Origin of the sequence: Pelagibius sp. CAU 1746 (genome assembly GCF_039839785.1) — a bacterium.
Taxonomy (GTDB): Bacteria; Pseudomonadota; Alphaproteobacteria; order Kiloniellales; family Kiloniellaceae; genus Pelagibius.
This window is the reverse complement of the sequence record NZ_JBDOQT010000001.1, coordinates 1,524,234-1,540,977: the sequence shown is the minus strand read 5'-3', so window position 1 is coordinate 1,540,977 and position 16,744 is coordinate 1,524,234. Positions and strand designations below refer to the sequence as shown.

The 16,744-nt window shown below is 69.5% G+C and carries 13 protein-coding genes; all 13 read left to right on the top strand.

Annotated features, from left to right (window positions below):
* Nucleotide 1: 1 nt before the first annotated feature.
* A complete protein-coding gene (mraY, locus tag AAFN88_RS07330) occupies nucleotides 2-1,090 on the top strand; it encodes a phospho-N-acetylmuramoyl-pentapeptide-transferase (RefSeq protein ID WP_347519447.1) in 1,089 nt (362 codons plus the stop codon).
* 280 nt (nucleotides 1,091-1,370) lie between these two features.
* Nucleotides 1,371-2,813, top strand: a complete 1,443-nt coding sequence (gene murD / locus AAFN88_RS07325; protein WP_347519445.1) for a UDP-N-acetylmuramoyl-L-alanine--D-glutamate ligase — start codon at nucleotides 1,371-1,373, stop codon at nucleotides 2,811-2,813.
* Nucleotides 2,810-3,931, top strand: coding sequence for a putative lipid II flippase FtsW (gene ftsW, locus AAFN88_RS07320; RefSeq protein WP_347519444.1), 1,122 nt, complete (start codon nucleotides 2,810-2,812; stop codon nucleotides 3,929-3,931). Before murD ends, ftsW begins: the two co-directional genes overlap by 4 nt.
* Nucleotides 3,931-5,097 carry an undecaprenyldiphospho-muramoylpentapeptide beta-N-acetylglucosaminyltransferase gene (murG, locus tag AAFN88_RS07315; protein ID WP_347519442.1) on the top strand — a complete coding sequence of 389 codons (1,167 nt, stop codon included), beginning with the start codon at nucleotides 3,931-3,933 and terminating at the stop codon, nucleotides 5,095-5,097. Before ftsW ends, murG begins: the two co-directional genes overlap by 1 nt.
* A complete protein-coding gene (gene murC / locus AAFN88_RS07310; protein ID WP_347519440.1) occupies nucleotides 5,094-6,518 on the top strand; it encodes a UDP-N-acetylmuramate--L-alanine ligase in 1,425 nt (474 codons plus the stop codon). The genes murG and murC overlap by 4 nt, the downstream gene beginning before the upstream one ends.
* Nucleotides 6,519-6,523: 5 nt before the next feature.
* A complete protein-coding gene (murB, locus tag AAFN88_RS07305) occupies nucleotides 6,524-7,456 on the top strand; it encodes a UDP-N-acetylmuramate dehydrogenase (RefSeq protein WP_347519439.1) in 933 nt (310 codons plus the stop codon).
* On the top strand, nucleotides 7,453-8,397 hold the full coding sequence (locus AAFN88_RS07300) for a D-alanine--D-alanine ligase (protein ID WP_347519437.1): 945 nt from the start codon (nucleotides 7,453-7,455) through the stop codon (nucleotides 8,395-8,397). Before murB ends, AAFN88_RS07300 begins: the two co-directional genes overlap by 4 nt.
* Entirely contained in the window at nucleotides 8,385-9,308 is a 924-nt protein-coding gene (locus tag AAFN88_RS07295) for a cell division protein FtsQ/DivIB (protein ID WP_347519435.1), read from the top strand. Before AAFN88_RS07300 ends, AAFN88_RS07295 begins: the two co-directional genes overlap by 13 nt.
* Nucleotides 9,309-9,354: 46 nt before the next feature.
* Nucleotides 9,355-10,620 (top strand): cell division protein FtsA, encoded by a 1,266-nt coding sequence (gene ftsA / locus AAFN88_RS07290; RefSeq protein WP_347519433.1) that lies wholly within the window; start codon nucleotides 9,355-9,357, stop codon nucleotides 10,618-10,620.
* 93 nt (nucleotides 10,621-10,713) lie between these two features.
* Nucleotides 10,714-12,672 (top strand): cell division protein FtsZ, encoded by a 1,959-nt coding sequence (gene ftsZ, locus AAFN88_RS07285; RefSeq protein WP_347519432.1) that lies wholly within the window; start codon nucleotides 10,714-10,716, stop codon nucleotides 12,670-12,672.
* Between the two features lie 301 nt (nucleotides 12,673-12,973).
* Nucleotides 12,974-13,924, top strand: a complete 951-nt coding sequence (gene lpxC / locus AAFN88_RS07280) for a UDP-3-O-acyl-N-acetylglucosamine deacetylase (protein ID WP_347519430.1) — start codon at nucleotides 12,974-12,976, stop codon at nucleotides 13,922-13,924.
* Between the two features lie 272 nt (nucleotides 13,925-14,196).
* Nucleotides 14,197-15,051 (top strand): outer membrane protein assembly factor BamD, encoded by an 855-nt coding sequence (locus AAFN88_RS07275; protein ID WP_347519428.1) that lies wholly within the window; start codon nucleotides 14,197-14,199, stop codon nucleotides 15,049-15,051.
* A 31-nt stretch (nucleotides 15,052-15,082) separates the two neighbouring features.
* Complete coding sequence (gene recN, locus AAFN88_RS07270) at nucleotides 15,083-16,741, top strand: DNA repair protein RecN (protein ID WP_347519426.1); 1,659 nt, start codon at nucleotides 15,083-15,085, stop codon at nucleotides 16,739-16,741.
* Nucleotides 16,742-16,744 lie beyond the last annotated feature (3 nt).

Here is a 16,744-nt window from a genome sequence, read left to right as displayed (position 1 = left end):
TATGCTCTATAACCTGCTCGTCCCCCTTTCCGAAGACGTCCAGATCTTCAATCTCTTCCGCTACCTGACCTTCCGCAGCGGCGGCGCGGTGATCACGGCGCTGGCCATCTGCTTCCTGCTGGGGCCGCGCGTCATCGCCTGGCTGCGCTTCAAGCAGGGCGAAGGCCAGCCGATCCGCGAGGACGGACCGGAAGGCCACCTGCTGACCAAGAAGGGGACGCCGACCATGGGCGGCTTCCTCATTCTCATCGCGCTGACCATCTCCACCCTGCTGTGGGCGGACCTGACCAACCGCTACGTCTGGTGCGTGCTCTTCGTGACCACCGGCTTCGGCGCGGTCGGCTTCGTCGACGACTACCTGAAGCTCACCAAGCGCTCCAGCGACGGCCTGCCCGGCCGCCTGAAACTGCTGATCCAGGTGATCATCTCCACCCTGGTCGCCCTGTGGATCTCCAACATCGCGCCGCCGGAGATGGACACGCACCTGGCCGTGCCCTTCTTCAAGAGCCTGCTGGTCAACCTGGGCATCATGTTCGTGCCCTTCGCGGTCTTCGTCATGGTCGGCGCCTCCAACGCGGTCAACCTGACCGACGGCCTGGACGGCCTGGCCATCGTGCCGGTGATGATCGCGGCCAGCTGCTTCGCGCTGATCTCCTACCTGGTCGGCAACTCCTTCTTCGCCGAGTACCTGCAGGTGCACTACGTGCCCGGCACCGGCGAGCTGGCGGTCTTCTGCGGCGCCCTGGTGGGCGCCAGTCTCGGCTTCCTGTGGTTCAACGCGCCGCCGGCCATGGTCTTCATGGGCGATACCGGCTCGCTGTCCTGCGGCGGCGCACTGGGCTCCATCGCCGTGGTCACCAAGCACGAGCTGGTGCTGGCCATCATCGGCGGTCTTTTCGTCCTGGAGACGGTCTCCGTCATCGTCCAGGTCGCCTCCTTCAAGATGACCGGCAAGCGCGTCTTCCGCATGGCGCCGCTGCACCACCACTTCGAGAAGAAGGGCTGGGCCGAGCCGACCATCGTGATTCGCTTCTGGATCATCGCCTCCATCCTGGCCCTCGCCGGCCTTGCAACGCTCAAACTCAGATAAGGAACGCAAGTGCCCCCTATCAGGGTTAGGAACATCATGAGATCGACTTTTCGATCGCACCCGGCAGGAGCCGCGTGCAGCGCGATGTGGTGCATCGGGCAAACGCGGGGACGCCCCGGGTGCGGATCGAAAATCGACCCTGCGGGCGGCCGGGACCGGCCCGTGGATGTCGTCGCGCCGGCTCGCCGATGCACCACATCGCCTGCGCCAGCGCTCCTAACCACGGGACGGCCCCGGCCGTCTCATGACGCTCCTAACCCTGATAGGAGGCACTAGTCCCGTGATCGACCTCAGCTTCTTCGCCGGTTTGCCCGTGGCCGTTCTCGGCCTCGGCAAGTCCGGGCTGGCCGCGGCGCGGGCGCTGCAGGCCGCCGGGGCGGAGGTCTGGGCCTGGGACGACAACGAGGACGCCCGCGCCAAGGCGCGCGAGGCCGGGGTGCCGCTGGTCGACCTGAACCAGGTGAACTGGCAAGAGCCGACCAGCCTGATCCTCTCGCCGGGTATCCCGCACAGCTTCCCGCAGCCGCACGCCATCGTCGCGGAAGCTAAGAAACACAACGTGGAAATCATCGGCGACATCGAGCTGCTGGCCCGCGCCCAGCGCGATGCCCGCTACATCGGCATCACCGGCACCAACGGCAAGTCGACCACCACGGCGCTGATCGGCCATATCCTGGAGCTCGCCGGGCGCCAGACCGCCGTGGGCGGCAACCTGGGCACCCCGGCGCTGACCCTGGAAGCGCTCTACAACGACGGCATCTACGTGCTGGAGATGTCCTCCTATCAGCTGGAGCTGACGCTCTCCATCACCTTCGACGTGGCGGTACTGCTGAACATCACGCCCGACCATCTGGACCGTCACGGCGGCTTCGAGGGCTACGTCAAGGCCAAGCGCCAGATATTCCACCGCCAGACCAGGCCGCGCAGCGCCATCGTCGGCGTCGATGACGAGACCTGCTCGAAGATCTACAGCGAACTGAAAGCCGCAGGCGAGCAGAACGTGATCGGCATCTCCGGCGAACGCCTGGTGCCCGGCGGCGTCTACACCCAGAACGGCGTACTGATCGACGATACCGAGGGTGCGCGCACGCCGGTCATGGATCTGACCGATATCCCCAGCCTGCCCGGCAGCCACAACGGCCAGAACGCCGCGGCGGCCTATGCCGCCTGCAAGGCGATCGGCGTCGAGACGCCGGTCATCGCCGCCTGCCTGCGCAGCTTCCCGGGCCTGAAGCACCGACAGCAGATCGTCGCGGTGATCGACGGCGTGCCCTACGTCAACGATTCCAAGGCGACCAACGCCGACGCCGCCGCCAAGGCGCTGGCCTGCTACGACAAGATTCTGTGGATCGCCGGCGGGCGCGCCAAGGAGACCGGTCTCGAGGGCCTGGAACCCTTCTTCCCGCGCATCGCCCGGGCCTTCCTGATCGGCGAGGCCGCCGAGGATTTCGCCAAGGTACTCGAAGGAACCGTGCCGGTTTCCCTGTCCGGCACCATTGCGCAGGCCGTGACAGAGGCCGCCGACGCCGCCTCCCGCCTCCCGGGCAGCGTCGTGCTGCTGTCGCCGGCCTGCGCTTCTTTCGATCAGTTCGCCAACTTCGAGCTGCGCGGCGACGCCTTCACCGCCGCCGTCGAGGCCCTGCCCGGCGAGCGCGGCGAGATCGCCGTGCCCGCCCTGAAGCCCACCCCGTCACCCGCCCAGAGCCCGGAAGGTGCGGCATGAGCAGCTTCGCGCGCACGGATACCTCCCTGCTGGGGCGCTGGTGGTGGACCGTCGACCGCTGGACTCTGCTGTCGCTTATCGCCCTCATGGGCTTCGGCGCCGTGCTGATGCTGGCCGCCTCCCCGGCCGCGGCCGAGCGCATCGGCCTGCAGTCCTTCCAGCTCGCCAGCCGTCAGATCGTGCTGCTGCCGCTCGCCGCGGCGCTGCTGATCGCCATGTCGCTGGCCACCCCGCGCTGGGTGCGGCGCATCGCCTGCCTCGGCTTGCTGGGCTCCATCGCACTACTGGGCCTGACCCTGGTGGCCGGCGCGGAGATCAAGGGCGCCACCCGCTGGATCAGCCTCGGCGGCTTCTCACTGCAGCCTTCGGAGTTCGCCAAGCCCTGCTTCGCCGTGGTGTCCGCCTGGCTGTTCTCGCTGGAGCGCGAGGAAAGCGGCGTGCCCGGTGTCAAGATCGCCATCGGCCTGTGGCTGACGATGGTCTCCCTGCTGCTGCTGCAGCCGGACCTGGGCCAGGCGGTGCTGCTGAGCGCCATCTGGGGCGCCCAGCTTTTCCTGGCCGGCCTGCCGCTGGCCTGGATCGCCGGCCTGGCGGTGTTCGGTGCCGGCGGCATCGTCGCCGCCTACTTCGCTCTGCCGCACGTGACCGAGCGCATCAACTCCTTCCTCGATCCCGCCGCCGGCGACCGCTACCAGATCAACCGCTCGCTGGAGGCCTTCGTGAACGGCGGCCTGCTGGGGCGCGGCCCCGGTGAGGGCACGGTCAAGGCGCAGCTGCCCGACGCCCACTCCGATTTCATCTTCGCCGTGGCCGGCGAGGAAATGGGCCTCATCGCCTGCCTCATCATCCTCGGGCTCTTCGCCTTCGTGGTGCTGCGCGGCTTCGCGCGGCTGATGGGCGAGAACTCCTTCTTCGTGCTGCTGGCGGCCAGCGGCCTGCTGGTGCAGTTCGGCCTGCAGGCCTTCATCAACATGGCCTCCACCCTGCACCTCATGCCGACCAAGGGCATGACCCTGCCCTTCCTAAGCTACGGCGGCTCCTCGCTGATGGCGCTGGCCCTGGGCATGGGCATGCTGCTGGCGCTGACGCGGCGGCGCGTCGGCGGGGAGGCGCTGTGATGGTCTCCGCCGTGAAGAAACCCGGCAAGGTCGTGCTCGCCGCCGGCGGCACCGGCGGCCACATGTTCCCGGCCCAGGCCCTGGCGCGCGAGCTGCTGTCGCGTGGCATCGGGGTGGTGCTGATCACCGACGCGCGCGGCGGCGGTTTCGGCCCCGACCTGCCGCAGGTCGAGACCTACCGCATTCCCGCCGGCGCCATGGCCGGCGCCGGCCTCATGAAGAAGCTGCGCTCCATGGCGCAGCTCGGCCTCGGCTACCTGCAGGCGCGCGGCCACCTGAAGCGCTGCGGCGCCGAGGTTGCGGTCGGCTTCGGCGGCTACCCCTCGGTGCCCACGGTCCTGGCGGCGGCCCACCGCGGCCTGCGCGTGGTGCTGCACGAACAGAACTCGGTCCTGGGGCGCGCCAACCGGCTGCTGGCTCCACGCGCCGAGATCATCGCAACCTGCTTCGATAAGGTCGACGGCGTGACCGACACCGACCGCGGCAAGCTTCGGGTCACCGGAAATCCGGTGCGCGAGGCCATCGCCGCGGTCGGCGCGCGCCCCTACGCCGTGCCCGGCGACAACGACCCGCTGCGCCTGCTGGTGGTCGGCGGCAGCCAGGGCGCCGTGGCGTTCAACGAAGTCGTGCCCGCCGCGGTAGCTTTGCTGCCCGACGATCTGCGCCGGCGCCTCACGGTGCACCAGCAGGTGCCGGGCCAGGCCATCGACGCCGTGGCGCGTGTCTACGACGGCTGCGGCGTGCGGCACGAACTGGCCGCCTTCTTCGACGACGTGCCCGAACGCCTGGCCGGCGCCCACCTGGTGATCAGCCGCGCCGGCGCCTCCACGGTTGCCGAGCTGGCCGCCGCCGGGCGGCCCGCCGTCATGGTGCCCTTCCCCTCGGCCACCGACGACCATCAGACCAGCAACGCCCAGGCCCTGGTCGAGGCCGGCGGCGGCTGGCTGATGCCGCAGTCGGGGCTGGACGCCGACAGCCTGGCCGAACGCCTGCGCTCCCTGCTGAGCAGCCCGGCGCTGCTGGCGCGCGCCGCCGGCTGCGCCCATGCCGTGGCACATCTCAACGCGGCCCGCGACCTGGCCGACCTGGTCTGCGGCGCCTCCAACGGCAACGGCGAGGCCCTGCAGGACAAGAACAAGAACAGCGGCAAGGAGGCGGCGGCATGAGGGGTCTGCCTCTCGATCTCGGCACCATTCACTTCGTCGGCATCGGCGGCATCGGCATGAGCGGCATCGCCGAGGTTCTGGCCAACCTGGGCTACCAGGTCCAGGGCAGCGACATGTCCGACAATGCCAATGTGCAGCGCCTGCGCGGCATGGGCATCCAGGTCGCCATCGGCCACAAGGCCGAGAACCTGGGCGAGGCCAAGGTCGTCGTCGTGTCCTCCGCGATCAAGGCGGGAAACCCGGAAGTCGACGCCGCGCGCCAGCGTTTCATTCCCATCGTGCGCCGCGCCGAGATGCTGGGTGAGCTGATGCGCCTCAAATGGTCCATCGCCGTCGGCGGCACCCACGGCAAGACCACCACGACCTCCATGGTCGCCACCCTGCTGGACGGCGCCGGGCTGGACCCGACGGTGATCAACGGCGGCATCATCAACGCCTACGGCACCAACGCGCGCCTGGGCGAGGGCGACTGGATGGTCGTGGAGGCCGACGAGAGCGACGGCAGCTTCCTGAAGCTGCCCGCCACCATCGCCGTGGTTACCAACATCGATCCGGAGCACATGGAGTTCTACGGCACCGAGGAAGCGCTGCACCGCGCCTTCGAAACCTTCGTCGAGAACATCCCCTTCTACGGCTTCGCGGTGCTCTGCATCGACCATCCCGCGGTGCAGAACCTGATCGGCCGGATCGAGGATCGCCGCGTCATCACCTACGGCGTCAGTCCGCAAGCCGACTATCGCGCCGAGAACATCCGCGTCGCCGACGGCGGCCTGACCTTCGACGTCGAGGTCACCGACCGCAGCGGCAAGGTCGCGACCCACGTCCAGGACCTGCGCCTGCCCATGCTGGGCCACCACAACGCCATGAACGCCCTGGCGGCGGTCACCGTGGCGCGCGAAATGGGTCTGGAGGAAGACAAAATCCGCAAGGCGTTGGCCGGCTTCGGCGGCGTGAAGCGGCGTTTCACGCGCACCGGCGAGGCCGGCGGCGTCACGGTGATCGACGACTACGGTCACCACCCGGTAGAGATCGCCGCCGTGCTGGCCGCCGCGCGCCAGGCCGCCAAGGGCAAGGTCATCGCCGTGGTGCAGCCGCACCGTTACAGCCGCCTGCACGACCTCTTCGAGCAGTTCTGCACCTGCTTCAACGACGCCGACGCCGTGGTGGTGGCCGAGGTCTACGCCGCCGGCGAACAGCCCATCGAGGGCGCCGACCGCGATCACCTGGTCGAGGGCCTGCGCGCCCGCGGCCACCGCCAGGCCCTGCCCCTGCCCTCCGCCGAGGAACTGCCCGGCGTGATCCACGAGCTGGCGGCCGCCGGCGACCTGGTGGTCTGCCTGGGCGCCGGCAACATCACCGCCTGGGCCAACGCCCTGCCCGCAGAGCTGGACAAGCTGCAGGCCGCCGGAGGGGAGCGATGAACGCCATGGCGGCTGAACGTCATACCCCCCTGATCGAGCGCCTGCCCGCTGTGCGCGGACGGCTGACCGCCGAGGCGCCGCTGAACGGCGTCACCTGGTTCCGCGTCGGCGGCCCGGCCGAGGTCATGTTCCGCCCGGCCGACCGCGACGACCTGCTGGCTTTCCTGGCGGCCAAGCCCGCCGACGTGCCGGTGACGGTGCTGGGCGTCGCCTCCAACGTGCTGATCCGCGACGGCGGCCTGCCGGGCGTGGTACTCCGCCTGGGCCGCGGCTTCGCCGACATCGCGGCGGAAGGCAGCGACATCCTCTGCGGCGCCGCGGCGCTGGACCTCAACGTGGCGACGGGCGCCAAGCTGGCCGGCATCGCCGGGCTGGAGTTCCTCTCCGGCGTGCCGGGCACCATCGGCGGCGCCGTGCGCATGAATGCCGGCGCCTACGGCAAGGAGATCAAGGACGTGCTGGTCTGGGCCGAGGCCACCGACGCCCGCGGCCAGGTCCACCGGCTGACCAATGCCGAGCTGAAGTTCGAATACCGCCGCTCGGCCCTGCCCGCCGACTGGATCTGCCTGGGCGCGCGCCTGGCCGGCGAAGCCGGCGCGCCGGCCGAGATCGAGGCGCGCATGAAGGAGATCCAGGGCCAGCGCGCCGGCAGCCAGCCGATCCGCAGCCGGACCGGCGGCAGCACCTTCAAGAACCCGCCGGGGCACAAGGCCTGGCAGCTCATCGACGCGGCCGGCTGCCGCGGCCTGAAGGTGGGCGGCGCCCAGGTTTCGGAAAAACACTGCAACTTCCTGATCAACACCGGCGAGGCGACGGCGGCCGACCTGGAGAACCTGGGCGAGGAGGTGCGCCGCCGGGTGAAGGAAACCTCCGGCGTCGACCTGGAGTGGGAGATCAAGCGCCTGGGCGTGCCCGCGGCCAAGGGAGGGACGGCATGACAAAAGCTTCCCCTGGGCGCATCGCCGTACTGAAGGGCGGCATGTCCGCCGAGCGCGAGGTCTCGCTGAACTCCGGCAAGGCCTGCGCCGCCGCCCTGCGCGACAAAGGCTACGACGTCAGCGAGATCGACGTCAGCCGCGACATGGCCGCCCTGGTGAAGGCCCTGACCCCGAAGCCGGACGTGGTGTTCAACGCGCTGCACGGCCGCTGGGGCGAAGACGGTTGCATCCAGGGCCTGCTGGAACTGCTGCACATTCCCTACACCCATTCCGGCGTGCTGGCCTCGGCGCTGGCCATGGACAAGCAGATGGCCAAGACCGTGGTCGCCACCGCCGGCGTCACCAGCCCGGAAGGTATCGTCATCAAAGCCCAGGAGTTGGGCGACGACGATCCCCTGCCGCGTCCCTACGTGGTCAAGCCGGTGCGCGAGGGCTCCAGCGTCGGCGTGCGCATCGTGCGCGAGGGCGACAACCAGCCGCCGATTTCCGTCCACGGTTGGGAGCCGGAGACCGAACTGCTGGTCGAACCCTTCATCGCCGGGCGCGAGCTGACCGTCAGCGTCATGGGAGACAGGGCGCTGGCCGTTACCGAGATCCGTCCCCTGGGCGCGGGCTTCTACGACTACGACGCCAAGTATTCAGAGGATGCTCAGGTCGCCGCGGTGCATGTCTTGCCCGCCGAGGTGCCCTCCGAAATCTACGACGGCGCCATGGCGGCCTCCCTGGCCGCCCACAAGGCGCTGGGCTGCCGCGGCGTCAGCCGCTCCGACTTCCGCTACGACGACACCGGCGCCGCGCCGGGGCGTCTCTATTACCTCGAGACCAATACCCAGCCAGGCATGACCTCGACGAGCCTGGTACCCGAACAGGCCCGTTATCTGGGCATGTCCTTTCCCGATCTCTGTGCCTGGATGGTGGAGAACGCCGCATGCGATTCCTGAACCCCTTCAACCGGTCGACCGACAAGGGCGCGGCGAACAAGCGCCGACCGGCCAAGACTTCCGCGCGCGGCGGCAGTAAGCGCAAGGTCAAGAAGACCACCCGGCGCCGGAACCGGTCCGGTTTGAGCTGGCGGTTGGCGCTGCGCGCGGCGCCGGTCTGCCTCGCCTTGGGCGCGCTCGGCGGGCTGGCCTGGCTGTGGCAGGACGGCTGGTTCGGCCGCCAGGCCGAAGCCCTGCGTCTCGCCGCCCTGCAGGGTTCCGCCGGCATGGGCCTGAAGGTCGAGGAAGTGCTGGTCGAAGGCCGCCAGCGCACCGAAGGCGCGCTGATCCTGTCGCGCCTGGACCTGGCGCTGGGCCGGCCGATCCTGGACATCGACCCCGAGGCGGCGCGCGCCGAGCTGGAGGCCCTGCCCTGGGTGCGCAGCGCCAGCGTCGAACGCCAACTGCCCGGCACCATCTACATCCGCCTCAGCGAGCGCGAGCCCCTGGCTCTCTGGCAGGAAAACGGCGTGATCCGCGTGCTCGACCGCAACGGCGAGATCATCCCCGGGGTGGAACCGCGGCGCTTCGCCCACCTGCCGCTGGTCGTCGGACCCGACGCCCCGCCGCACGCCGCCAAGCTGGTCGCCCTGATGAACAGCGAACCCGACCTGCGCCAGCGCGTCACCGCCGCCGTGCGTGTCGGCGGGCGCCGCTGGAACGTCCAGATCGAGGGCCGCATCGACGTGCGCCTGCCCGAGGCCGACGCGGCCGCCGCCTGGGCCCAGCTCGCCCGCATCGAACGCCAGCAAGGCGTTCTGAAGCGCGACGTCATCGTCATCGACCTGCGGCTGCCGGACCGGCTGGTGGTGCGCACCGACCCGGAAAAGGGCCCGCTGGGCCACGAGGAAGTCAAAGGGGAAAGCACATGAGCCGCGAACGCGCGCTGAGCATCCAAGGAGGAACCGGGAGCGCCGCATGAGGAAGGGTTTGGTCAGAGGCGGCATCGCCGCGGCACTCGACGTCGGCAGCAGCAAGGTCTGCTGCTTCATCGCGCGCGTGGACGACGACGGGCGGCCGCAGGTCATCGGCATCGGCCAGCAAGCCAGCCGCGGCATCAAGAGCGGCGCCATCGTCGACATGGACCTGGCCGAGACCTCGGTCCTCAACGCCGTGCACGCGGCCGAGCAGATGGCCGGCACCACCATCGACCGCGTGGTGGTGAACCTCTCCGGCGGCTACCCGGCCTCCTCCACCGTCGGGGTCGAGGTATCGCTGAACGGCCACGAGGTCGGCGAGGCGGACCTGCGGCGCGCCGTGGCCTACGGCCACCAGACGCAGCTGCAGCGCCAGCACGAGGACCAGAGCCGGCAGATGATCCATTCGATCCCGACCGGATATTCCATCGACGGCAACCGCGGCATCCGCGACCCGCGCGGCATGTTCGGCGAGCAGCTGGGCGTGCACATGCACATCATCACCGCCTCGGCGGGCGCGGTGCGCAACGTCAGCACCTGCATCCAGCGTTGCCACCTGGAACCGGCGGCCTTCGTGGTCTCGCCCTACGCCTCGGGCCTGGCCTGCCTGGTCGAGGACGAAACGGAACTCGGCGTCACCGTCATCGACATGGGCGGCGGCACCACCACCATCGCGGTGTTCTACGAGAACAACGTCATCTTCACCGACGTGATCCCGGTCGGCGGCAATCACGTCACCAGCGACATCGCCCGCGGCCTGTCGACGCCCCTGGTCCACTCGGAGCGCATGAAGACCCTTTACGGTCACGTCATCGCCGCCCCGACCGACGAGCGCGAGCTGATCGACGTGCCCCAGGTGGGCGAAGACGAGAATTCCGGATCGCAGCAGATCCCGCGCTCCCTTCTGGTCGGCATCATCCAGCCGCGGGTGGAGGAAACGCTGGAGCTGGTGCGCTCGCGCCTCGAGCTCAGCGGCTTCGACAAGATCGCCGGGCGCCGGGTGGTGCTGACGGGCGGCGCCTGCCAGCTGCCGGGAACGCGCGAGCTGGCTTCGACCGTGCTGGACAAGCAGGTGCGCATCGGCCGCCCGACGCACGTCGGCGGTCTGGCCGAAGCCACGGCAGGACCGGCCTACGCGACCTGCGCGGGCCTGTTGAACTATGCCGCCACGGCGGACGTGGCGATGCCCGGCGAGGCGTCGCCGGAACCCAGGGAGCTGAGCGGCCTGATGGGCCGCCTGGGACATTGGCTCCGTGAGCACTTTTAGAAGGCAGATAACGGACGTTCCGGCCGGATCGGAACAAAGGAACACCGGCCCAGCCGGAAGTGACGTTAGGGTCTAAGGCAACTGGAGGCAGACATGACTCTCAATTTGAACGTACCCACAACCGCCCCGGACCTGTCTCCGCGGATCACGGTGATCGGCGTAGGCGGAGCCGGCGGCAACGCCGTCAACAACATGATCCAGAGCAACCTGGATGGTGTCGAATTCCTGATCACCAACACCGATGCGCAGGCGCTGACCCAGTCGCTCTGCGAACGGCGGATCCAGCTGGGCCGCAACATCACCCAGGGCCTGGGCGCCGGTTCGCGCCCCGACATCGGGCGCGCGGCGGCTGAAGAGGCGCTGGACGAGATCCTCACCGATATCGAGGGCCAGCACATGGTCTTCATCACCGCCGGCATGGGCGGCGGCACCGGCACCGGGGCGGCGCCGGTCATCGCCCGGGCGGCGCGCGAGGCGGGTATCCTGACCGTCGGCGTGGTGACCAAGCCCTTCCACTTCGAGGGCGTGCACCGGATGCGCCTGGCGGAATCGGGCATCAACGAGCTGACCCAGTACGTCGACACGCTGATCATCATCCCGAACCAGAACCTGTTCCGCGTCGCCAACGAGAAGACGACCTTCGCCGACGCCTTCAAGATGGCCGACGACGTTCTGAACTCCGGCGTGCGCGGGGTCACCGACCTGATGGTGAACCCGGGCATGATCAACCTGGACTTCGCCGACATCCGCGCGGTGATGTCCGAGATGGGCAAGGCCATGATGGGCACCGGCGAAGCCGAGGGCGAAGGCCGCGCCATCGCCGCCGCCGAGGCCGCGATCTCCAACCCGCTGCTCGACGACGTTTCGATGAAGGGCGCCCGCGGCGTGCTCATCAACATCACCGGCGGCATGGACCTCACCCTCTTCGAGGTCGACGAGGCCGCCAACCGCATCCGCGACGAGGTCGACCCGGAAGCCAACATCATCTTCGGCTCCACCTTCGACCAATCGATGGAAGGCAACATGCGGGTCTCCGTGGTCGCCACCGGCATCGACGTCGACGCCGAGACCCGGCCGAAGCCGATCACCCTCAGCGTCGTCGGCGGCCAGAAGGCCCGCCATGTGGACAATGCTCCCAGCGCCGGCAGCGGCGCCGGCGCGGCGACGGCTTCCGTCGCGGCGGCGGGCGCGTCGGTGGCCGCCGAAGGCGGTCTCTTCGGCCAGCCCTCGGCCAGCCAGCCCTCCGCCGGTCAAGCGGTGTCCAGTCAGCCGATGTCGGGCCAGCCGATGTCGGGCCAGCCGATGTCGGGCCAGCCCTCGGGCGGCCACGCCGGTGCCGGCTTTCCGCACACCAAGTATCCGCTGGCGGGCAACGCGGCCATGAATGCCGAACTCTACGCCGCGGCGGCCGGTCCGGCCGTGGCCATGCCGCAGCCGGAAGCGAACCTGCCCCCGCAGGCCAAGGCCGAGGAGGATAGCTTCATCGCCCCGGCGCCGGCCGAGCCGGAGCAGGACGAAGACGGCACGGCCGGGTTCCTGCACGCCGAGCCGGATCCCTTCGCCGAGGCGGCGCTGGCCAATGCGGCCCGCCCCGAGCACCCGGCGGCCCGGAGCGAAGCGAACCCGCAGCTCGCGCGCCGCGAGCCGGCCGCCGAGGCCCGCCCGGAAACGCGCCCGGAACCGCGTGCGGAAAGCCGCGAGGCGCCGCGGGCCGCGCCCCCGGCTCCGCGCCAGAGCCTCTTCGCCAAGGTGACCGGGGCCGCCCGCGCCCTGACCGCCGCCCAAGGCAGCGAGACCGCCGCCCGCGCCCCGCAGGCCGACGCGCCGCGGCCGATGGCGGCGCGCGGCGCTTCCCCGGCCCAGCCGGAGCGGCCCTCGGCGGCACCCGGCCGGGCGGATACCGGCCGGCCCGCCGCCGCTCAGCCCGCCCAGCCGGCGGCCACGGCACAGCCGCGCTTGGCCGGCTTGGACCCGGCCGAACGGATCGGCCACAGCCAAGCGGAAGAAGATCTGCTGGACATCCCGGCCTTCCTGCGCCGGCAGGCGAACTGACGCTCGGCGCCGCAAGGAAGGGATAAAACCTTTCCTTGCGGCGTACTAGCGTTCCGCGTTCTTTGCATCGCGGTAACATATTGTAACAAAGAGTGATTTGAGTACTTGAGGGGGGCTTTCTATAGTCCCCCTACTTGTTAGTGGGTTTTTGATTGGGGGTTCCCAGCAAGATCGTCGCCGGCGCCGAAAGCCGCGGATTTCCGCGGATCCCAGGTGAAACAGATGCGACGGCTTGCCGATATTCGTGACGTAGTTTCGTGGCTTAGTTTGGTCGGTCAACCTCAGGATTGAGACGGATACCATGGCAGCAGACAGCGCTTCGACAGGACATGTCGTTCGCCAGCGGACGCTGAAAAACTCCATCAACTGCTCCGGAGTCGCGCTTCACAGCGGCGCCAAGGTGAGCATGATGCTGCATCCGGCTGAGGCGGACACCGGCATCGTGTTCCGGCGCACCGACGCGGCCGGCGGCAGCGAGGTTCTCGCGAGCTGGCGCAACGCCATCGAGACGCCGCTCTGCACGACCCTGGTGGACCCCAAGGGCAACCAGATCGCCACCATCGAGCACCTGATGTCGGCGCTCAGCGGCTGCGGCATCGACAACGCCGTCATCGAGCTGAACGGCCCGGAAGTGCCGATCATGGACGGCAGCGCCGCGCCCTTCGTGTTTCTCATTGAATGCGCCGGGATCACGGTCCAGAACAGCCCGCGCCGGGCGCTGCGCATTCTTGAAGAAGTTTCGGTCGCCGAGCCGCACCGCGCCGCCTCGCTGGCGCCGGGCAGCAGCTTTACCGTCGGCTTCGAGATCGAGTTTTCCGAAACCCTGATCGGCCGCCAGGAATGGTTCACCGAGGTGGACGAAAGTTCCTTCAAGCGCGATGTGGCCCGGGCGCGGACCTTCGGCCTGGCCCAGGACATCGAGAAGATGCGCGCCATGGGCCTGGCCCGCGGCGGCTCCCTGGAGAACGCCATCGTGGTCAACGGCCATGAGATCGTGAACGAGGAGGGGCTGCGTTTCCCCAACGAGTTCGTGCGCCACAAGGTGCTGGATTCGATCGGAGATCTCTACCTGGCCGGCACCCCGATCATCGGACATTTCCAAGGCGACCGGGCGGGCCACGCCCTGACCCTGCGCCTGCTGCAGACCCTCTTCGCCGAGGAAGGCGCCTGGGAGTGGACCGAGCTCACCACCAGCCACGGCGCCGCCGGGGCCCAGACCCAGCCCGACCGGGCGGTCGCGGCCCGCGCCTGACGGCTGCCGCCGGTCTCGGGGCTGAAACGCCGCCTGCCTCCCGGCCGGCGGCGTTTTCGTTTCTTTACGGATTTCCCGCGCCAGGGCCCGCGGCGCCGGCGGCCCCGCCAAGCCACGAAAACAGAGCGCTTTTCACTCCTTTCGGGCGCCATGAGCCCGCTTGAGGCGTCCGCCGCTTGGACCTATAGTCGCCTGGACTGACACCTACCAAGGCAGGGATTCGTTCGGGGGCGCGCCGCACAGGCGCCTGGCACCCCGGGGTACGGGAAATCATGAGCGACCGCACAATCAACCTCTTCGGCGCCGCACGGCCGCGCCGCCGAAGCTTGCCGCATCGGCTGAGCCGCCTGGCCACCGCGGCGCTGCTGGGCTTGGCCCTGGCCGCCTGCAGTTCCGACGAGCGCCCGGTCTACGTCGAAAAACCGGTCGAGGAGCTCTACAACGGCGCCATGAACGCCATGCAGGCCGGTGACTACGAGGAGGCCGCACGCCTCTTCGACGAGGTCGAACGCCAGCACCCCTACTCCGAGTGGGCCTCCAAGGCCCAGCTCATGGCCGCCTATGCCTTCTACCAGGAAAATTCCTACGACGAGGCGATCAACGCGCTGGACCGTTTCATCGAGCTGCACCCCGGCAGCCCCGACGTCGCCTATGCCTATTACCTGAAGGCGATCAGCTACTATGAGCAGATCTCCGACGTGCGGCGCGATCAGAAGATGACCGCCGAGGCGCTCACCTCACTGGAAGAGCTGGTCCGCCGTTTCCCGAACAGCAAATATGCCCGCGACGCCGAGCTGAAGATCGACCTGGCGCTCGACCACCTGGCCGGCAAGCACATGGCCATCGGGCGCTTCTATCAGGGCCGCAGCGAGTTCCTGGCCGCCATCAACCGCTTCCGTACGGTGATCGAGCGCTACCAGACGACGACCCACGTGCCCGAGGCCCTGCACCGCCTGGTCGAGTGCTACCTGGCCATGGGCATCGTCGACGAGGCCAAGGCGACGGCGGCGGTGCTGGGCCACAACTTTCCGGGCAGCGAGTGGTACATCGATAGCTACGCCCTGCTGACCGGCGAGAATCTGCGTCCGGAAGACAGCGAAGGTTCCTGGATTTCCGGCATTTTCTAAAGGCGCTCTTGTCTCGGTCCAGGATGGGTGAATGCTGGTCAGCCTGTCGATCCGCAATGTCGTCATCATCGAGAAGCTTGACTTGGCCTTCGATCACGGCCTCGGCGTCCTGACCGGGGAGACGGGGGCGGGCAAGTCCATTCTGCTCGACTCCCTGGGCTTCGCCCTGGGGAACCGCGCCGATGCGCGCCTGCTGCGCCCCGGCGCCGACCAGGCCAGCGTCACCGCGGCCTTTGAAATCTCCGATGACCACCCCGCACGCGCGGTCCTGGCCGAACAGGACATCGAGGCGGAGGACCTGCTGGTGCTGCGCCGGGTGCTGACCAAGGACGGCCGCAGCCGCGCCTTCGTCAACGACCAGGCGGCTTCCGCCGGCCTGCTGCGCCAGCTCGCCGACTGCCTCATGGAGATTCAGGGCCAGTTCGACCAGCGCGGCCTGATGGACCCGGCGACCCACCGCGACCTGCTGGACGCCTACGGCCGCCTGCAGGCCCCCGCGCGCGCCCTGCGTGAGGCCTGGCGCGCCTGGCAGGACGCCCTGGCGGCCCGCGAGGCAGCGGCGCGGCGTCTGACCGAGGCCCAACGCGACGAGGCCTTCCTGCGCCACGCGGTGGAGGAGTTGGACAGCCTCGACCCGCGCCCTGGCGAGGAGACGGAGCTGGGCGAGAAGCGCAACCGCCTGATGCACCGCGAAAAGCTGGTCGAGGGCCTGAACGCGGCGGCGGGCGAGATCGAAACCGGCGCCGAGCCGGCCCTGGGCCGCGCCCTGCGCGCCCTGGAGCGCATCGCCCCCACCGCCGGCGAGGCCCTGACCCCGGCCCTGGACGCGCTGCAGCGCGCCGCCGCGGAAAGCGAGGAAGCGCTGGCCCAGTTGAACTCCTTCGCCAGCGACATGGAGCTGGAGGCCGACGACCTGGAGGCCGTGGAGGAACGCTACTTCGCGCTGCAGGACATGGCCCGCAAGCATCACACCGAAGTCGACAGCTTGCCGGCCCTGCGCGACGAACTGGCCGCACGCCTCGCCTCCATCGACGGCGGCGAGGCGGAGCTGACCCGGCTGGCCAAGGAAACCGCCGAAGCGCGCCGCAAGTATGTCGAGAACGCCGAGGCACTGTCGAAGCAGCGCGCCAAGGCCGCCGCCGCCCTGGACAAGGCGGTGATGGCCGAGCTGCCGCCGCTGAAGCTGGAGCGCGCGGTCTTCCGCACCAGGCTGGAACGCCTGGAAGAGGATGATTGGACCGCGCAGGGCCTGGACCGCATCGCCTTCGAGGTGGCGACCAACCCGGGCAGCGCGCCGGGTCCCCTGGGGCGCATCGCCTCGGGCGGCGAGTTGGCGCGCTTCCTGCTGGCCATCAAGGTTGTCCTGGCCAGCCTCAACCCGGAGCGCAGCCTGGTCTTCGACGAAGTCGACAGCGGCGTCGGCGGCGCCACCGCCCACGCGGTGGGCGAGCGCCTGGAACGCCTGGCGCGCGACCGTCAGGTACTGGTCATCACCCACAGCCCCCAGGTCGCCGCCCGCGGCACCCAGCACTGGCAGGTGGTCAAACGCATGACCGGCAAGCAGGTCGCGACCCAGGTCGACCAGTTGAGCGCCGGCGACCGCCGCGAGGAAATCGCGCGCATGCTTTCCGGCGCCGAGATCACCGAAGAAGCCCGCGCCGCCGCCGAGCGCTTGATCGGCGCCACATGAGCC